This is a genomic window from Streptococcus mitis (genome assembly GCF_965111735.1).
GTDB classification, from domain to species: domain Bacteria; phylum Bacillota; class Bacilli; order Lactobacillales; family Streptococcaceae; genus Streptococcus; species Streptococcus mitis_DR.
Window position 1 is genome coordinate 19,880 of record NZ_OZ217346.1, and the last position, 16,429, is coordinate 36,308.

Here is a 16,429-nt window from a genome sequence, read left to right on the forward strand (position 1 = left end):
TTCAATTTTGAGTAGGTATTACTCAGAGTTAAGTGACGATAGCCTAGGAGATACACCTGTACCCATGCCGAACACAGAAGTTAAGCCCTAGAACGCCGGAAGTAGTTGGGGGTTGCCCCCTGTGAGATATGGAAGTCGCTTAGCTTTAATCCGCCATAGCTCAGTTGGTAGTAGCGCATGACTGTTAATCATGATGTCGTAGGTTCGAGTCCTACTGGCGGAGTAGTTAAGAAAAAGAGGTTTAGGCCTCTTTTTTTATGTAATTCATAATCTATTTAGTGTTATTTGGTGTGAGATATTTTTTGCTGAGTAAAGTTTCAGAGCCCTCCGTTTTCGAGCAGGGAGATCTTTTTAGGACTTTAATCGAGGGTAGCGAAGAGGCTAAACGTGGCGGACTGTAAATACGCTCCTTCGAGGGATTCGAATCCTTCCGCTTCCATTATCTTAGTTTTTGAAATTTAGGTAGTAAATTTATTCCTATTCTGTCAATTTTTCTATTTGTTATCTTTTTGAGGTTGGTATTTGAGCAATTCAGGAATTGTTACTAACTTTTTATAATTTTTTGTTAGAATAAGGTCATAAAAAGTAAAGGAGTGTATGCTTATGCTACAAAGTATCTATGATCAGATGACTGATTTCTATGACAGTATCGAAGAAGAGTATGCTACTTTCTTTGATAATAGTTGGGAGTGGGAACATTTTCATTTTAAATTTTTGATTTATTATTTAGTTCGATATGGCATTGGGTGTCGTAGGGATTTTATTGTTTATCATTATCGTGTTGCTTATCGTTTGTATCTTGAAAAATTGATAATGAATCGGGGTTTTATTTCTTGTTGAGGTAATTTTAGTAAATTTCCGAACAAAATTACTTTTTTCATGGCAATATAACAATAAATAGCTGGTTATTTTTCTAAAACATTTTTTAATAGTTGGAAATAGCAAATCTTTCTATTGTTTCTTCTTGATAAAAAGGTGATTTTTTCTTATAATAAATTGTAAGATATAATTGCAGGTGAGAGTCCTGCCATGTATGTGAGAAAGGAAGAGCCTGAGGGCTCAGACAAAATTATGACTTCAGTTGTTGTTGTAGGTACCCAATGGGGTGATGAAGGTAAAGGGAAGATTACAGACTTCCTTTCAGCGAATGCAGAAGTGATTGCACGTTACCAAGGTGGTGATAATGCAGGTCACACGATTGTGATTGATGGTAAGAAATTTAAGTTGCACTTGATTCCATCTGGAATTTTCTTCCCTGAAAAAATCTCTGTTATTGGGAATGGTATGGTTGTAAATCCTAAATCTCTTGTAAAAGAGTTGAGCTATCTTCATGAGGAGGGTGTGACAACTGATAACTTGCGTATTTCTGATCGCGCGCATGTTATTTTGCCTTATCATATCGAGTTGGATCGCTTGCAAGAAGAAGCTAAGGGCGACAATAAGATTGGAACTACAATCAAGGGAATTGGTCCAGCTTATATGGACAAGGCTGCTCGTGTTGGGATTCGTATTGCCGATCTTTTGGATAGAGATATTTTCCGTGAGCGTTTAGAACGTAACCTTGCTGAAAAGAATCGTCTTTTTGAAAAATTGTATGATAGTAAAGCGATTGATTTCGATGATATTTTTGAAGAATATTACGAATATGGTCAACAAATCAAGAAATATGTGACAGACACATCTGTTATTTTGAATGATGCGCTTGATAACGGTAAACGTGTGCTTTTTGAAGGTGCACAAGGTGTTATGCTAGATATCGACCAAGGTACGTATCCATTTGTTACGTCATCAAACCCTGTGGCTGGTGGTGTTACGATTGGTTCTGGTGTTGGTCCAAGTAAGATTGACAAGGTTGTTGGTGTATGTAAAGCCTATACGAGTCGTGTAGGAGACGGTCCTTTCCCAACTGAGTTGTTTGATGAAGTGGGAGAACGTATCCGTGAAGTCGGTCATGAATATGGTACAACAACTGGTCGTCCACGTCGTGTGGGATGGTTTGATTCAGTTGTGATGCGCCATAGTCGTCGTGTTTCTGGTATTACTAATCTTTCATTGAACTCTATCGATGTTTTGAGCGGTTTGGATACTGTGAAAATCTGTGTGGCCTATGATCTTGATGGTCAACGTATTGACTACTATCCAGCTAGTCTTGAGCAATTGAAACGTTGCAAGCCTATCTATGAAGAGTTGCCAGGTTGGTCAGAAGATATTACTGGAGTTCGTAATTTGGAAGATCTTCCTGAGAATGCGCGTAACTATGTTCGTCGTGTGAGTGAATTGGTTGGCGTTCGTATTTCTACTTTCTCAGTAGGTCCTGGTCGTGAACAAACAAATATTTTAGAAAGTGTTTGGTCCTAAGAGATTTTTAAGATTTGTTTAAGATAGGTCGGGTATACTATAGATAGTTACAAGAAGACCTCCTAACTTGTTGTAACAAATATCCTAAACTTTTCTTTTTCATAATAATCTCCCTATAAAGTCACCGCATTCGGTGGCTTTTTTTGTCTCGGGAATCATGATATAATAATAAAATCGATAAGTAGGAAAAGGGAAATTGATGAATTATACAGTTGAAGAAAAAGAAGTCTTCATGAGAGAGGCTTTGAGAGAGGCTAAGATTGCTCTTGAACACGATGAAATTCCAATTGGTTGTGTGATTGTCAAGGACGGAGAAATCATTGGCCGTGGGCATAATGCGCGTGAGGAACTGCAGCGAGCGGTTATGCATGCGGAGATTATGGCTATAGAGAATGCGAACATGAGTGAGGAGAGCTGGCGCTTGCTGGATTGCACGCTTTTTGTGACCATTGAGCCGTGTGTCATGTGTAGTGGGGCGATTGGACTCGCCCGTATTCCAAACGTGGTCTATGGGGCTAAAAACCAGAAATTTGGCGCTGCTGGGAGTTTGTACGATATCTTGACAGATGAGCGTCTCAATCATCGTGTGGAGGTTGAAACGGGAATTTTGGAAGATGAATGCGCAGCTATTATGCAGGACTTTTTTAGAAATAGACGGAAAAAATAATTTTTCTTTTAAAATGAATAGGAATGTGATATAATAAATAGTGGAGCAACAGTTCTGCGTGAAGCGGGTCAGGGGAGGAATCCAGCAGCCCTAAGCGATTTGAATTGTGTGCTCTTTTTTCGTGCTTTTTCCGAATAAATAAGATAGAATAATCTAGAATAAATGATAATAGAAAAGAGAAGATGATGAAAATTCGTGGTTTTGAATTGGTTTCTAGTTTTACAGATGAAAATTTATTGCCCAAGCGTGAGACAGCTCATGCGGCTGGTTACGACTTAAAGGTTGCTGTGCGTACAGTTATCGCTCCAGGAGAGATTGTATTAGTTCCGACAGGGGTTAAGGCTTATATGCAACCGACTGAGGTTCTCTACCTCTATGATCGTTCTTCAAATCCTCGTAAGAAGGGCTTGGTCTTGATTAATTCAGTTGGAGTCATTGATGGGGATTATTATGGAAATCCTGGAAATGAAGGGCATATTTTTGCACAGATGAAGAATATCACAGATCAAGAGGTTGTTCTTGAAGTTGGAGAACGTGTTGTCCAGGCTGTCTTTGCTCCTTTCTTAATTGCAGATGGAGATGCGGCTGATGGCGTTCGAACTGGTGGATTTGGATCGACAGGGCACTAGAATGAAGATTATCTTTGTACGTCATGGAGAGCCAGATTACCGTGAGTTAGAGGAGCGTTCTTATACGGGATTTGGGATAGATTTGGCACCCTTGTCTGAGAAGGGACGGCAGCAGGCTCAGGAACTGAGCGCCAATCCTTTATTCCATTCAGCTGAAATAATCATATCTTCTGCAGTCACAAGAGCTTTAGAAACGGCTTCTTATATGGTTTGTGCTACGGATCTTCCTTTAAGAGTGGAGCCTTTATTACATGAATGGCAGGTTTATGAAAGTGGTACAGATAATTTTGAAAAAGCTCGTACTATGTTTCTAGAAAATAAGGGGAAGTTACTTCCTAATAGTCCTATTCGATATGAGACAGCTGAAGAGATGAAGTCTCGTTTTCTAGAATGCATGGGTAAGTATCGAGATTACCAGACCGTGCTAGTGGTAACTCACAACATGCTTATGCGCCAGTTTGTGCCAAATGAGAAGATTGATTTTTGCCAAGTGATTGAGTGTGAGTTAGAGATATAGAAAGAGGTTTATCATCGCAAAGAAAAAAGCGACATTTGTATGTCAAAATTGTGGGTATAATTCCCCTAAATATCTGGGACGTTGCCCCAACTGTGGATCTTGGTCTTCTTTTGTAGAAGAGGTTGAGGTTGCCGAGGTCAAGAATGCGCGTGTGTCCTTGACAGGTGAGAAAACCAAACCCATGAAACTGGCTGAGGTGACTTCTATAAACGTCAATCGAACCAAGACGGAGATGGAGGAATTCAACCGTGTACTTGGAGGAGGAGTAGTACCGGGCAGTCTCGTCCTCATAGGTGGGGATCCTGGGATTGGGAAATCAACCCTTCTCTTACAAGTCTCAACCCAGTTGTCTCAAGTGGGGACTGTTCTCTACGTCAGTGGGGAGGAGTCTGCCCAGCAGATTAAATTACGTGCAGAGCGTTTGGGAGATATTGATAGCGAGTTTTATCTCTATGCAGAGACCAATATGCAGAGTGTTCGAGCTGAGGTGGAGCGCATCCAGCCAGACTTCCTCATTATTGACTCAATTCAAACCATTATGTCTCCTGAGATTTCAGGGGTGCAGGGATCTGTTTCTCAAGTGCGTGAGGTGACGGCTGAGCTTATGCAACTGGCCAAGACCAATAACATTGCCATCTTTATCGTAGGTCATGTGACCAAGGAAGGAACCTTGGCTGGTCCTCGTATGCTAGAGCATATGGTGGATACGGTGCTTTACTTTGAAGGGGAGCGCCACCATACCTTCCGTATTTTAAGAGCGGTCAAAAACCGTTTTGGTTCCACTAATGAGATTGGGATTTTTGAGATGCAGTCGGGCGGATTGGTTGAGGTACTCAATCCGAGTCAAGTTTTCCTAGAAGAGCGTTTGGATGGGGCGACTGGTTCGTCAATCGTTGTGACCATGGAAGGGACGCGTCCGATTTTGGCGGAGGTTCAGGCCTTGGTGACACCGACCATGTTTGGAAATGCTAAGCGTACGACGACAGGACTTGATTTTAATCGTGCTAGCTTGATTATGGCTGTTTTGGAAAAACGGGCAGGTCTTCTTTTGCAAAATCAGGATGCTTATCTTAAATCTGCTGGCGGTGTCAAATTAGATGAACCTGCCATTGACTTGGCCGTTGCAGTTGCCATTGCTTCGAGTTATAAAGACAAGCCAACTAATCCTCAGGAATGTTTTGTAGGCGAACTGGGCTTGACAGGAGAAATTCGGCGTGTGAATCGTATCGAGCAACGCATCAATGAAGCTGCTAAGCTTGGATTTACAAAAATCTATGTACCGAAAAATTCCTTGACAGGAATCACCCCGCCCAAGGAAATTCAGGTCATTGGAGTGACAACGATTCAGGAAGTTTTGAAAAAGGTCTTTGCATAATCCGTGACAAATCTTCTTAAAAATGATAAGATAGGAGAAATATTTGACTATCAAATTTTCAAGGAGGGAATCGTGTCGTATTTTGAACAGTTTATGCAAGCCAATCAGGCTTATGTTGCCCTACATGGGCAGTTAAATCTGCCACTTAAACCCAAAACCAGAGTAACCATTGTGACCTGTATGGACTCACGTCTGCACGTTGCACAAGCTCTAGGTTTGGCACTTGGGGATGCTCATATCTTGCGGAATGCAGGTGGTCGAGTGACTGAGGACATGATTCGTTCGCTAGTTATTTCCCAGCAACAGATGGGGACAAGAGAGATTGTGGTGTTACACCATACAGACTGTGGTGCTCAGACCTTTGAAAATGGTCCTTTTAAGGAGTATCTGAAAGAGGAACTAGGTGTCGATGTGTCAGACCAGGACTTCTTGCCCTTCCAAGATATAGAGGAAAGTGTACGCGAGGATATGCAACTCCTTATCGAGTCTCCCCTAATACCAGACGATGTCATTATCTCTGGTGCCATTTACGATGTAGATACAGGAAGTATGACAGTCGTAGAATTGTAAATACTTTCTTTAGAAAGAAAGTGTATGAAGAAAAACAGTATTTTATTTATTTTTATTTTATTACTATGTATTGGTTTGCAGTATGAAACCATCTACTATACGGATGGTTCGATGTCAGCTGCGGAATATGGACTAATGGGAGTTTCTATCTTTCTAGCTCTCTTTTACATGATTCCGGCTCTTTATTTCCTTTTCCGTATTGGGAAAAAATGGGAATTGCCAAAGAAGGCCTTGATTCTGTCTTTATTGGGTGGGATGTTCCTTTCAGGCTGGTTGTCTAGCTTTGCTAATACCTATATCCATGATTTAATGGGGGTTCTTTTCCCAGATAGTGCATTTTTAAATGCCTTTGAAAGTGCTATTGTGGCTCCTTTGGTAGAAGAGCCGTTGAAATTGTTGCCACTTGTCTTTGTTTTAGCTTTGATTCCTGTGCGAAAATTAAAATCTTTGTTTTTACTAGGCATTGCTTCTGGTTTGGGATTCCAAATGATTGAGGATATTGGCTACATTCGTACGGATTTGCCAGAGGGATTTGACTTTACTATTTCGAGAATTTTAGAGCGTATCATCTCAGGAATTGCTTCTCACTGGACTTTTTCAGGTTTGGCGGTAGTAGGTGTTTACTTGCTTTACAGAGCCTATAAAGGACAGAAGGTTGGCAAGAAACAGGGGCTTCTTTTCCTAGGTTTAGCTTTGGGAACTCACTTCCTGTTTAACTCTCCTTTTGTGGAATTGGATACAGAGTTGCCTTTAGCGATTCCAATGGTTACGGCTATTACTCTTTACGGTTTTTATCAGACTTATCGCTTTGTTGAGAAGCACAATGAGTTGATGAACTAGAATATTTTTCAAAAGAATGATGCAAGGGTACAAATATGGTGCCCTTCTTTTATTTTTGATTGAAAAATAGTGCAAAAAGCGCTACAATGGTAGATGGAAAAATCTTGTGAAAAGCACAAGCGATACATATATACCGGAGGAAATCATGTCTTTTTCTGATTTAAAGCTGTTTGCCCTTTCTTCTAATCAAGAATTGGCAAAACGTGTAGCGCAGGAGATTGGGATAGAGTTGGGGAAATCAAGTGTCCGCCAATTTTCAGATGGAGAGATTCAGGTCAACATCGAAGAATCAATCCGTGGGAAACACGTCTTTATCCTACAATCAACTAGTTCGCCTGTAAATGACAATCTGCTTGAAATTTTGATTATGGTAGATGCTTTGAAGCGTGCGAGTGCAGAATCTGTCAATGTTGTCATGCCTTACTATGGGTATGCACGTCAGGATAGAAAGGCGAGAGCGCGTGAGCCAATCACTTCAAAACTTGTCGCAAATATGCTTGAAGTAGCTGGGGTAGATCGTTTATTGACAATCGACTTGCATGCTGCGCAGATTCAAGGATTCTTTGATATTCCTGTGGATCACTTGATGGGAGCTCCTCTGATTGCGGATTATTTTGAGCGTCGTGGTATGGTTGGTTCTGACTATGTGGTTGTCAGCCCAGACCATGGAGGGGTGACTCGTGCCCGTAAGTTGGCAGAATTTTTGAAAACATCTATTGCTATCATTGACAAACGTCGTAGCGTTGATAAGATGAATACCAGTGAAGTCATGAACATCATCGGTAAGGTAGAAGGCAAGACTTGTATCTTGATTGATGATATGATTGATACAGCTGGAACCATTTGCCACGCGGCAGATGCCCTTGCGGAAGCTGGTGCTGTTGAAGTCTATGCAAGCTGTACGCACCCAGTTCTTTCTGGTCCTGCTATGGACAATATTCAAAAATCAGCTATCAAGAAATTGGTTGTTTTGGATACTATCTATCTGCCAGAAGAGCGTTTGATTGACAAGATTGAGCAAATTTCAATCGCTCATCTATTGGGAGATGCTATCGTGCGTATCCATGAAAAACGCCCACTTTCTCCACTTTTCAGTATTGAGAAAAAGATTTAAGTTTTCGCTTATAATAAAACATACTCCTAGCAGAATGAACTGCACCCCAAAAGTTAGACAGAAAAAATCTAACTTTTGGGGTGTTTTTATTATGAAATTAACTTATGATGATAAAGTTCAGATCTATGAACTTAGAAAACAAGGATATAGCTTAGAGAAGCTTTCAAATAAATTTGGGATAAATAATTCTAATATTAGGTACATGATTAAATTGATTGATCGTTACGGAATAGAGTTCGTCAAAAAAGGAAAAAATCGTTACTATTCTCCTGATTTAAAGCAAGAAATGATTAATAAAGTCTTACATGAAGGCTGGACTAAAGATAGAGTTTCTCTTGAATACGGCCTCCCAAGTCGTACGATACTTCTTAATTGGCTAGCACAATACAAGAAAAACGGGTATACTATTGTTGAGAAAACAAGAGGGAGACCAACTAAAATGGGACGTAAACGGAAGAAAACTTGGGATGAAATGACAGAACTAGAGCGACTCCAAGAGGAGAATGAACGCTTACGTACTGAGGTGGCTTACTTAAAAAAGTTAAAAGAGCTGGAAGACAGGGACGAAGCCATACAGCGAGAAAGGCAGAGACAATTAGAGAAATGGCTTCAGGAGGATTTCGACTAGATTTACTTCTTGAAGTGACTCGTTTACCTAGCTCAACTTACTATTATCAGTTGAAGGAACTAGATGGGCTTGACAAAGATAAAGATCTTAAAGCTGAAATTCAAGCTATTTTTACTGAGCACAAAGGAAATTATGGCTATCGCCGAATAACTCTTGAATTGAGGAATCGTGGTCATATAGTAAACCATAAGAAGGTCCAACGTCTGATGAAAATCCTTGGTTTAAGTGCTCGAATTCGCCGTAAACGAAAGTATTCTTCCTACCAAGGAGAGATTGGCAAGAAAGCAGAGAATATCATTCAACGCCAGTTTGAAGCATCGAGACCAATGGAAAAGTGTTATACGGATGTGACAGAGTTTGCCATTCCAAATAGCACGCAGAAATTGTATTTATCGCCTGTTTTAGATGGATTTAACAGCGAAATTATTGCTTTTAATCTTTCTTGTTCTCCTAATTTAGAACAAGTAAAAAAGATGTTGGAACAGGCCTTCACAGAGAAACACTACGAGAATACGATTCTCCATAGTGACCAAGGTTGGCAATACCAACACGATTCTTATCATCGGTTCCTAGAGAGTAAGGGAATTCAAGCATCCATGTCACGAAAGGGCAACAGCCCAGACAACGGTATGATGGAATCTTTCTTTGGCATTTTAAAATCCGAAATGTTTTATGGCCATGAGAAAAACTTTAAATCACTTAATCAATTGGAACAAGCTATTATAGACTATATCGATTACTACAACAACAAACGAATTAAGGTAAAACTAAAAGGACTTAGCCCTGTACAATACAGAACTAAATCCTTCGGATAAATTAATTGTCTAACTTTTTGGGGTCAGTACAGAACTGCTAGGAGGTTTTTATATTAAAAATCTGCAAGCCTTTTCAAAATATGCTATACTGATGAAAAAGGAGGATTTCTATGAGTCAAGAATTTATCAATCCAAGTGATGGTGTGATTCGTCAGTATCTGGCAACGAGTAAAACCCTTGCTGTGGTGGGCTTGTCAGACCGTGAAGAAACAACTAGCAATCGAGTGACCAAGGAAATGCAGGCTCGGGGTTATAAAATCATCCCAGTCAATCCCAAGGCGGCAGGTGGTGAAATCTTGGGTGAAAAGGCTTATGCCAGCCTAGCTGAGATTCCTTTTCCTGTAGATATTGTCAATGTTTACCGGCGCAGCGAGTTTTTGCCTGATGTGGCGCATGATTTTCTCAAGGCTGATGCTAAGATTTTTTGGGCACAGCTGGGACTTGAAAGTCTAGAGGCGGAAGAAATCTTGCGTGCTGGTGGATGTGATGACATCGTGATGAATCGTTGCATCAAGAGAGAACATACACGTTTGATTGAGGAAGCATAAGAAAAGGTAGCTGGTGGGCTACCTTTTGTGTTATATTCAATGAAAATCAAAGAGTAAAGAGGAAACTAGCCGCAGGTTGCTCAAAACACAGTTTTGAGGTTGCAGATAGAACTGACGAAGTCAGTAACCATATATACGGCAAGGCGACGTTGACGTAGTTTGAAGAGATTTTCGAAGAGTATTAGAAAATGCCGATAAGGGTCTGCATACCAAGACTAGTGAGGATGATGGCAATCCAGCAGATGGCTCCGAGAACAATGGATTTTCCGCTGGATTTGACCATAGCTACCAGATTGGTTTTGAGACCGATAGCACTCATGGCCATGATAATGAGGAATTTGGAGAGTTGTTTGAGTGGGGTAAAGAAACTACTGGACACACCAAGAGAGGTCAGTAGGGTGGTTAGGAGAGATGCAAGGATAAAGTAAAGGATAAAAAGTGGGAAGACTTTTTTCAGTTGTAAGCCTTGCTTATTTTTTTGTTCACGACTTTGCCAGTAGGAGAGAAAGAGAGTGATAGGAATGATTGCTAGGGTTCGTGTGAGTTTGACAATGGTTGCGGATTCGAGGGTATTGGTCTGGTAAAGACTATCCCAGGCGCTGGCAGTAGCGGTTACAGAGGAAGTATCATTGACCGCAGTCCCTGCAAAGAGGGCGAAGCCGTCATTGGATAGATGAAGCCAGGTACCTAGCGTTGGAAATATGAGCGCAGCTAAGACATTGAAGAAAAAGATAACGGAAATGGCTTGGGCTACTTCCTTTTCCTTGGCGTGAATAACAGGCGCTGTTGCTGCAATGGCAGAGCCCCCACAGATAGAAGAACCCACTCCAATCAAGGTAGCCAGTTTTGTGTCCAGTGCAAAGAAACGCTGGAAGAGGAAGGCAACAATCAAGGCTATTGAAATGGTGGACAGGATGACAGGGAGTGAAGATTGTCCGACTGCGAAGACTTGCGAGATATTGAGACCAAAACCAAGCAAGATAACGGCATACTGGAGCAATTTTTTAGAACTAAAGGTCAATCCCGCATCCAGTTGTTTATAAGACGAGAGAAAGGGATGTAGGAGCATGCCTATGAAAATCGCAAAAACGGGCGCGCCAATAACAGGGAAAAATCCGCCCAGATACCAAGCAAGTAGTGAAATCAGAAGGCAGGCCAAGATACCTGCTCCATTTTTTGATAGAAATGACATAAAAACCTCCAAATAGAATCTGTTACCATTATAGACCTGTAAACAGGAAAAGTAAAATAGAAAGTGAAAAGCTATTCTCTAATGTATTTTTGCGGTCGGGGGGCTTTTGTAGTATAATAGAGATACGTTTTGAAAGTAGGAGGTATCTATGGACTTAACTAAGCGCTTTAATAAACAGTTAGATAAGATTCAAGTTTCGTTGATTCGTCAGTTTGACCAGGCTATTTCGGAGATTCCTGGGGTTTTGCGTTTGACCTTGGGGGAGCCTGATTTTACAACGCCAGATCATGTCAAGGAGGCGGCCAAGCGAGCGATTGACCAGAACCAATCCTACTATACAGGGATGAGTGGTCTGTTGACTTTACGTCAGGCAGCCAGTGACTTTGTTAAGGAAAAGTACCAACTGGACTATGCTCCTGAAAATGAAATCTTGGTTACAATTGGGGCGACAGAGGCTTTATCTGCTACTTTGACAGCTATTTTGGAAGAGGGAGACAAGGTGCTCTTGCCAGCTCCTGCTTATCCGGGTTATGAGCCAATTGTCAATCTAGTTGGGGCAGAGATTGTCGAGATTGACACAACTGAAAATGGTTTTGTCTTGACTCCTGAGATGTTGGAGAAGGCCATTTTGGAGCAAGGTGACAAGCTCAAGGCAGTTATTCTCAACTATCCAGCTAATCCGACAGGAATTACCTACAGTCGGGAGCAGTTGGAGGCCTTGGCAGCTGTTTTACGCAAGTACGAAATTTTCATTGTCTGTGATGAGGTTTACTCAGAATTGACCTATACGGGCGAAGCGCATGTGTCTCTAGGAACGATGTTGAGAGATCAGGCTATTATTATCAATGGTCTATCTAAATCACATGCCATGACCGGTTGGCGTTTGGGACTGATTTTCGCTCCTGCGGCCTTCACAGCCCAGTTAATCAAGAGTCACCAGTACTTGGTGACTGCCGCAAATACCATGGCTCAACATGCTGCGGTAGAAGCCTTGACGGCTGGTAAAAATGATGCGGAACCTATGAAGAAGGAATACATCCAGCGTCGGGACTATATTATCGAGAAAATGACTGCTCTTGGTTTTGAGATTATCAAACCAGACGGTGCCTTCTATATCTTTGCTAAGATTCCAGCGGGCTACAATCAAGACTCCTTTGCTTTTCTGAAGGATTTTGCACAGAAGAAGGCCGTTGCCTTTATCCCTGGAGCAGCCTTTGGGCGTTATGGGGAAGGTTATGTGCGTCTGTCTTATGCGGCCAGCATGGAGACTATCAAAGAAGCTATGAAACGGCTTGAGGAGTATATGAGAGAAGCATGATTCAGTCTATCACGAGTCAAGGCTTGGTGCTCTACAATCGCAATTTTCGTGAGGATGATAAGCTAGTCAAGATTTTTACAGAGCAGTCTGGCAAACGGATGTTTTTCGTCAAACACGCTGGTCAGTCTAAGCTGGCGCCGGTTATTCAGCCCTTGGTGCTGGCACGATTTCTCTTGCGAATCAATGATGATGGGCTCAGTTACATTGAGGACTATCATGAGGTGATGACTTTTCCCAAGATTAATAGTGACCTCTTTGTCATGGCTTATGCGACCTATGTAGCGGCTCTTGCAGATGCTAGTTTGCAGGACAATCAGCAGGATGCTCCCTTGTTTGCTTTTTTGCAAAAGACTTTGGAGTTGATGGAAGCTGGCTTGGATTATCAAGTCTTGACCAATATTTTTGAAATCCAAATCTTGACCCGATTTGGTATTAGTCTCAATTTTAATGAGTGTGTCTTTTGTCATCGGGTCGGTCAGGCTTTTGATTTTTCTTTCAAATATGGAGCCTGTCTCTGTCCAGATCATTATCATGAAGATGAGAGACGTTGCCATCTCAATCCCAATATCCCTTATCTGCTCAATCAATTTCAAGCCATTGATTTTGAGATTTTGGAGACCATTTCGCTCAAGCCTGAAATCAAGCAAGAACTACGCCAATTTATGGATCAACTCTACGAAGAGTACGTTGGGATTCACCTAAAATCAAAGAAATTTATTGATTCCCTAGCAGACTGGGGACAATTACTAAAAGAGGAAAAGAAATGAAAAAAATCGCAGTAGATGCCATGGGAGGCGATTACGCACCTCAGGCCATCGTTGAGGGTGTCAATCAAGCCCTTGCTGACTTTTCAGATATTGAAGTTCAACTCTACGGAGATGAGGCTAAAATCAAGCAATATCTGACAGCGACAGAACGCGTCAGCATTATCCATACGGATGAGAAGATTGATTCAGACGATGAACCTACGAGAGCTATTCGGAAGAAGAAGAATGCCAGTATGGTCTTGGCGGCCAAGGCTGTCAAAGAGGGTGAAGCAGATGCTGTCCTATCGGCTGGGAATACAGGTGCTTTACTAGCAGCAGGGTTCTTCATCGTGGGTCGTATCAAGAATATCGATCGCCCTGGGCTTATGTCAACATTGCCGACTGTAGATGGGAGAGGTTTTGACATGCTGGACCTCGGTGCTAATGCGGAAAATACAGCCCAGCACCTCCATCAATATGCAGTTCTAGGTTCCTTCTATGCTAAAAATGTCCGTGGAATTGCGAAACCACGTGTTGGCTTGCTCAATAATGGAACAGAGAGTAGTAAGGGTGACCCGCTTCGTAAGGAAACTTATGAATTACTAGCAGCTGATGAAAGTTTGAACTTTATCGGAAACGTGGAAGCGCGTGATTTGATGAATGGCGTTGCGGATGTTGTCGTGGCAGATGGTTTCACGGGAAACGCTGTGCTCAAATCCATCGAAGGGACAGCTATGGGAATCATGGGTTTGCTAAAGACCGCTATTACAGGTGGTGGTCTTCGAGCGAAACTAGGCGCCCTCCTTCTCAAGGACAGCCTCAGAGGTTTGAAAAAACAGCTCAACTACTCAGATGTTGGTGGAGCGGTCTTGTTTGGTGTCAAGGCACCGGTTGTCAAGACTCATGGCTCAAGTGATGCCAAGGCTGTTTATAGTACGATTCGCCAGATTCGTACCATGCTAGAAACAGACGTAGTTGCCCAGACTGCGCGTGAATTTTCAGGAGAATAAAAGAGATGACAGAAAAAGAAATTTTTGACCGTATTGTGACCATTATCCAAGAGCGACAGGGAGAAGACTTTGTCGTGACAGAATCCTTGAGTCTGAAAGATGATTTGGATGCTGACTCAGTTGACTTGATGGAGTTTATCTTGACGCTGGAGGATGAATTTAATATCGAAATCAGTGACGAGGAAATTGACCAACTCCAAAGTGTAGGAGATGTGGTCGAAGTCGTCAAAAGTAAAGAATAGTAAGAAGCAACATGCAAGTCGTGTTGCTTTTTTATTGTCAGGAAAAATAAAAAATTTAGAACTTTTAGTGGGAATTACGAATAGATAGATAAGAAAGAAAAAGGAGGAGTATTTATGTATGTGATCGGTTTTTATCCGTGGTTCATTAAATTATTTTTTAAATAAAATTTAATTAATTGTACATTTTCGAATTATTTTTCGAATAAATAAGTGAGAAGAAAAGGAAGGAGATTACGCGATGTATTTACCAATCTTATTGCCATGGTTTATCAAATGGTATTTAAAATAAATGAAATTTACCTGTTCATTTTAAATCACTTCTCAAATAGATAAGTGAGAAGAAAAGGAAGGAAAAGGAATTCAGTAATTAATCTATTCTGGTTTTTAAAATGGTTTAAGAGCAAGAAGTCGTAAACTAAAAAATAGAAATAAAGGAGAAAAAAGATGACAAATTTTGACAAAATGGAACAAAACTTTGTAACTCTTACAGAAGAAGAGTTGATGAATGTAGATGGGGGAGTTTCTTGGGAGGTAGTTTCCGTGGGTATCGCGATTGGCTGGGGAATTTACCAAGTTGGTGAAGCTGCTGGTAAAACATTCTACTATATTACTCATCCATAGTTTTTGATAAATATGAGCAAGAAAGCATTTTGGATTATACTACTCGTTATTACAATTGTAGTGACTGGCATTGGTTTAGGATTGTCTGCATATAATTATTACGTTTTTGATAGACCTTTTTTCAACAGTACTACTAAAGGCCTGTTGTCTGCATTTGTTATGAGTGTATTGATGATTATTATCGGTATATTAAAAGAAAACTAATTTTTATAATTAAAATGGAGGATATATATGTCAAATTTACAAACTATTGAACAAAATTATACTACGTTAAGTGATATTGAATTGCAAGAAGTTGATGGTGGAGGAGTATTACTTGTGGTTGGTGGTGGTATTTTGGCTATCGGACTGTTAGCTTGGGGTGCGTATAATGGTTATCAGTCGGCAGCACGAGGTGGATAAAAAGAAGGTAGATCGTTTTTTAGTAAAAAGGAGTCTTCTATGAAAACATTTTTATTAGGTTTTGCTGAGGGTTATTTTACCGTATCACTCATTATCTACATCGCAACGTATTTGATGTTGAAAAGTCCAATCAATACCCTATTTTATCCAGAAATTTACCCCGTTTTATTTGGGCTCTTTTATCTAGGCTATAAGGTCAATAAAAAGCAAGTAGAGTGAGCAGCTAAGAATGACTTGTTAGTTTGCGCTGAAAATGGTTAGGGTAGAATCTAAGAATGCATCACATCGGAGTTTAAAAAAATCGTAATTTAGAACGGTGTTATCTATTCTGACTTTGAATAGAACATACCAGAGGTGGTTTAGAAATTGAAGTAATAAATAGGATGTCGTAAAGGTTACTATCAATGATTTATTTGTCCCAAGCTTGCCTAGGGTGTCAGTAAAAAATCAATTTCCTTTCATACCATATTTTTAGTAGGTAGGACGTTTGTTCTGCCTATTTTTTGTCCCAAAAAGTGCAGTTGAAGTGTTTATTTGGAGTTTTACATGTATTTTTGATAAAATAGGTGTAGAAATTAGGAGAGTTGAAGAAAAGGAATGAAGAAGGTTTTAAGATATTTTTTAGTCTTTGTTTTTCTATTTTTAATGAATATTTTCATCTTTAAGATACTTGCAACTCTGGGATTTCAGCTGACAATGAGTGAAAAGAGTTATATTGTACCACCGCTGTTTTCGATTATCGTTTTGTATATGATTGACAAAAGAATTAGGAAGAAAAAGAAATAAATATATATATTTTAGGTAGAACGCTTGTTCTGCCTATTTTTTTATCCAAAA

The 16,429-nt window shown here is 40.6% G+C and carries 20 protein-coding genes, 1 tRNA gene, 1 rRNA gene and 1 other RNA gene; 22 read left to right on the plus strand and 1 reads right to left on the minus strand.

Annotation, left to right across the window (positions count from 1 at the left end; translation table 11 throughout):
• The first annotated feature begins 28 nt into the window (after positions 1-28).
• The 14 genes from rrf to ACLV7W_RS00160 all read left to right on the plus strand — a co-directional run bounded on the left by rrf (position 29) and on the right by ACLV7W_RS00160 (position 10,061).
• Positions 29-144, plus strand: a 5S ribosomal RNA gene (rrf, locus tag ACLV7W_RS00095).
• Between the two features lie 5 nt (positions 145-149).
• A tRNA-Asn gene (locus tag ACLV7W_RS00100) sits at positions 150-223 on the plus strand.
• Between the two features lie 380 nt (positions 224-603).
• The gene (comW, locus tag ACLV7W_RS00105; RefSeq protein WP_194251552.1) at positions 604-840 is read left to right on the plus strand and encodes a sigma(X)-activator ComW; all 237 of its coding nucleotides are present in this window, start codon (positions 604-606) and stop codon (positions 838-840) included.
• Positions 841-1,071: 231 nt separating this feature from the next.
• The gene (locus tag ACLV7W_RS00110; protein WP_153210200.1) at positions 1,072-2,358 is read left to right on the plus strand and encodes an adenylosuccinate synthase; all 1,287 of its coding nucleotides are present in this window, start codon (positions 1,072-1,074) and stop codon (positions 2,356-2,358) included.
• 199 nt (positions 2,359-2,557) lie between these two features.
• On the plus strand, positions 2,558-3,025 hold the full coding sequence (tadA, locus tag ACLV7W_RS00115) for a tRNA adenosine(34) deaminase TadA (protein WP_153210198.1): 468 nt from the start codon (positions 2,558-2,560) through the stop codon (positions 3,023-3,025).
• 32 nt (positions 3,026-3,057) lie between these two features.
• Positions 3,058-3,151: signal recognition particle sRNA small type (gene ffs, locus ACLV7W_RS00120), an RNA gene on the plus strand.
• 59 nt (positions 3,152-3,210) lie between these two features.
• Positions 3,211-3,654, plus strand: coding sequence for a dUTP diphosphatase (locus tag ACLV7W_RS00125; protein WP_000701987.1), 444 nt, complete (start codon positions 3,211-3,213; stop codon positions 3,652-3,654).
• Entirely contained in the window at positions 3,614-4,171 is a 558-nt protein-coding gene (locus ACLV7W_RS00130) for a histidine phosphatase family protein (protein WP_411865215.1), read from the plus strand. Before ACLV7W_RS00125 ends, ACLV7W_RS00130 begins: the two co-directional genes overlap by 41 nt.
• 13 nt (positions 4,172-4,184) lie before the next feature.
• Positions 4,185-5,546, plus strand: a complete 1,362-nt coding sequence (radA, locus tag ACLV7W_RS00135) for a DNA repair protein RadA (protein WP_077804517.1) — start codon at positions 4,185-4,187, stop codon at positions 5,544-5,546.
• Between the two features lie 72 nt (positions 5,547-5,618).
• The gene (locus ACLV7W_RS00140) at positions 5,619-6,116 is read left to right on the plus strand and encodes a beta-class carbonic anhydrase (protein ID WP_261241057.1); all 498 of its coding nucleotides are present in this window, start codon (positions 5,619-5,621) and stop codon (positions 6,114-6,116) included.
• Positions 6,117-6,140: 24 nt separating this feature from the next.
• Positions 6,141-6,956 carry a PrsW family intramembrane metalloprotease gene (locus ACLV7W_RS00145; RefSeq protein WP_411865216.1) on the plus strand — a complete coding sequence of 272 codons (816 nt, stop codon included), beginning with the start codon at positions 6,141-6,143 and terminating at the stop codon, positions 6,954-6,956.
• A 145-nt stretch (positions 6,957-7,101) separates the two neighbouring features.
• On the plus strand, positions 7,102-8,070 hold the full coding sequence (locus ACLV7W_RS00150; RefSeq protein WP_033682853.1) for a ribose-phosphate diphosphokinase: 969 nt from the start codon (positions 7,102-7,104) through the stop codon (positions 8,068-8,070).
• 91 nt (positions 8,071-8,161) lie between these two features.
• Positions 8,162-9,513, plus strand: a protein-coding gene (locus tag ACLV7W_RS00155; protein WP_411865217.1) for an IS3 family transposase whose coding sequence is annotated in 2 segments (ribosomal slippage) — positions 8,162-8,603 and positions 8,603-9,513 — 1,353 coding nt in all. Because the reading frame shifts where the segments join, the coding sequence is not laid out codon by codon here.
• A gap of 110 nt (positions 9,514-9,623) precedes the next feature.
• Complete coding sequence (locus ACLV7W_RS00160; RefSeq protein ID WP_001863803.1) at positions 9,624-10,061, plus strand: CoA-binding protein; 438 nt, start codon at positions 9,624-9,626, stop codon at positions 10,059-10,061.
• Between the two features lie 181 nt (positions 10,062-10,242).
• Here ACLV7W_RS00160 and ACLV7W_RS00165 read toward each other — a convergent pair whose 3' ends face one another.
• On the minus strand, positions 10,243-11,253 hold the full coding sequence (locus ACLV7W_RS00165) for a YeiH family protein (RefSeq protein WP_411865218.1): 1,011 nt from the start codon (positions 11,251-11,253) through the stop codon (positions 10,243-10,245).
• 148 nt (positions 11,254-11,401) lie between these two features.
• Between ACLV7W_RS00165 and ACLV7W_RS00170 the strand changes: the two genes are divergently transcribed.
• The 8 genes from ACLV7W_RS00170 (at position 11,402) to ACLV7W_RS00205 (ending at position 16,378) form a co-directional block, all read left to right on the plus strand.
• Positions 11,402-12,571 (plus strand): pyridoxal phosphate-dependent aminotransferase, encoded by a 1,170-nt coding sequence (locus ACLV7W_RS00170; protein WP_125455081.1) that lies wholly within the window; start codon positions 11,402-11,404, stop codon positions 12,569-12,571.
• Positions 12,568-13,338 (plus strand): DNA repair protein RecO, encoded by a 771-nt coding sequence (gene recO / locus ACLV7W_RS00175; RefSeq protein ID WP_411865219.1) that lies wholly within the window; start codon positions 12,568-12,570, stop codon positions 13,336-13,338. Before ACLV7W_RS00170 ends, recO begins: the two co-directional genes overlap by 4 nt.
• The gene (plsX, locus tag ACLV7W_RS00180; protein ID WP_411865220.1) at positions 13,335-14,327 is read left to right on the plus strand and encodes a phosphate acyltransferase PlsX; all 993 of its coding nucleotides are present in this window, start codon (positions 13,335-13,337) and stop codon (positions 14,325-14,327) included. Before recO ends, plsX begins: the two co-directional genes overlap by 4 nt.
• 5 nt (positions 14,328-14,332) lie before the next feature.
• Positions 14,333-14,569, plus strand: a complete 237-nt coding sequence (locus tag ACLV7W_RS00185; RefSeq protein WP_000136444.1) for an acyl carrier protein — start codon at positions 14,333-14,335, stop codon at positions 14,567-14,569.
• Positions 14,570-15,013: 444 nt separating this feature from the next.
• On the plus strand, positions 15,014-15,190 hold the full coding sequence (locus ACLV7W_RS00190; protein WP_125453304.1) for a class IIb bacteriocin, lactobin A/cerein 7B family: 177 nt from the start codon (positions 15,014-15,016) through the stop codon (positions 15,188-15,190).
• 231 nt (positions 15,191-15,421) lie between these two features.
• Entirely contained in the window at positions 15,422-15,592 is a 171-nt protein-coding gene (locus tag ACLV7W_RS00195; protein ID WP_007522555.1) for a H354_08695 family bacteriocin-like peptide, read from the plus strand.
• 39 nt (positions 15,593-15,631) lie between these two features.
• Positions 15,632-15,811 carry a hypothetical protein gene (locus ACLV7W_RS00200; protein ID WP_125453302.1) on the plus strand — a complete coding sequence of 60 codons (180 nt, stop codon included), beginning with the start codon at positions 15,632-15,634 and terminating at the stop codon, positions 15,809-15,811.
• A 378-nt stretch (positions 15,812-16,189) separates the two neighbouring features.
• Positions 16,190-16,378 carry a hypothetical protein gene (locus ACLV7W_RS00205; RefSeq protein ID WP_000757184.1) on the plus strand — a complete coding sequence of 63 codons (189 nt, stop codon included), beginning with the start codon at positions 16,190-16,192 and terminating at the stop codon, positions 16,376-16,378.
• The last annotated feature ends 51 nt before the right edge of the window (positions 16,379-16,429 follow it).

What these genes read in the sequence shown, in the direction of transcription:
- comW (WP_194251552.1), top strand. Translation starts at nt 604, where the DNA reads ATGCTACAAAGTATCTATGATCAGATGACTGATTTCTATGACAGTATC.
- ACLV7W_RS00110 (WP_153210200.1), top strand. Translation starts at nt 1,072, where the DNA reads ATGACTTCAGTTGTTGTTGTAGGTACCCAATGGGGTGATGAAGGTAAA.
- tadA (WP_153210198.1), top strand. Translation starts at nt 2,558, where the DNA reads ATGAATTATACAGTTGAAGAAAAAGAAGTCTTCATGAGAGAGGCTTTG.
- ACLV7W_RS00125 (WP_000701987.1), top strand. Translation starts at nt 3,211, where the DNA reads ATGAAAATTCGTGGTTTTGAATTGGTTTCTAGTTTTACAGATGAAAAT.
- ACLV7W_RS00130 (WP_411865215.1), top strand. Translation starts at nt 3,614, where the DNA reads ATGGCGTTCGAACTGGTGGATTTGGATCGACAGGGCACTAGAATGAAG.
- ACLV7W_RS00145 (WP_411865216.1), top strand. Translation starts at nt 6,141, where the DNA reads ATGAAGAAAAACAGTATTTTATTTATTTTTATTTTATTACTATGTATT.
- ACLV7W_RS00150 (WP_033682853.1), top strand. Translation starts at nt 7,102, where the DNA reads ATGTCTTTTTCTGATTTAAAGCTGTTTGCCCTTTCTTCTAATCAAGAA.
- ACLV7W_RS00160 (WP_001863803.1), top strand. Translation starts at nt 9,624, where the DNA reads ATGAGTCAAGAATTTATCAATCCAAGTGATGGTGTGATTCGTCAGTAT.
- ACLV7W_RS00165 (WP_411865218.1), bottom strand. Translation starts at nt 11,253, where the DNA reads ATGTCATTTCTATCAAAAAATGGAGCAGGTATCTTGGCCTGCCTTCTG.
- ACLV7W_RS00170 (WP_125455081.1), top strand. Translation starts at nt 11,402, where the DNA reads ATGGACTTAACTAAGCGCTTTAATAAACAGTTAGATAAGATTCAAGTT.
- recO (WP_411865219.1), top strand. Translation starts at nt 12,568, where the DNA reads ATGATTCAGTCTATCACGAGTCAAGGCTTGGTGCTCTACAATCGCAAT.
- plsX (WP_411865220.1), top strand. Translation starts at nt 13,335, where the DNA reads ATGAAAAAAATCGCAGTAGATGCCATGGGAGGCGATTACGCACCTCAG.
- ACLV7W_RS00185 (WP_000136444.1), top strand. Translation starts at nt 14,333, where the DNA reads ATGACAGAAAAAGAAATTTTTGACCGTATTGTGACCATTATCCAAGAG.
- ACLV7W_RS00190 (WP_125453304.1), top strand. Translation starts at nt 15,014, where the DNA reads ATGACAAATTTTGACAAAATGGAACAAAACTTTGTAACTCTTACAGAA.
- ACLV7W_RS00195 (WP_007522555.1), top strand. Translation starts at nt 15,422, where the DNA reads ATGTCAAATTTACAAACTATTGAACAAAATTATACTACGTTAAGTGAT.
- ACLV7W_RS00200 (WP_125453302.1), top strand. Translation starts at nt 15,632, where the DNA reads ATGAAAACATTTTTATTAGGTTTTGCTGAGGGTTATTTTACCGTATCA.
- ACLV7W_RS00205 (WP_000757184.1), top strand. Translation starts at nt 16,190, where the DNA reads ATGAAGAAGGTTTTAAGATATTTTTTAGTCTTTGTTTTTCTATTTTTA.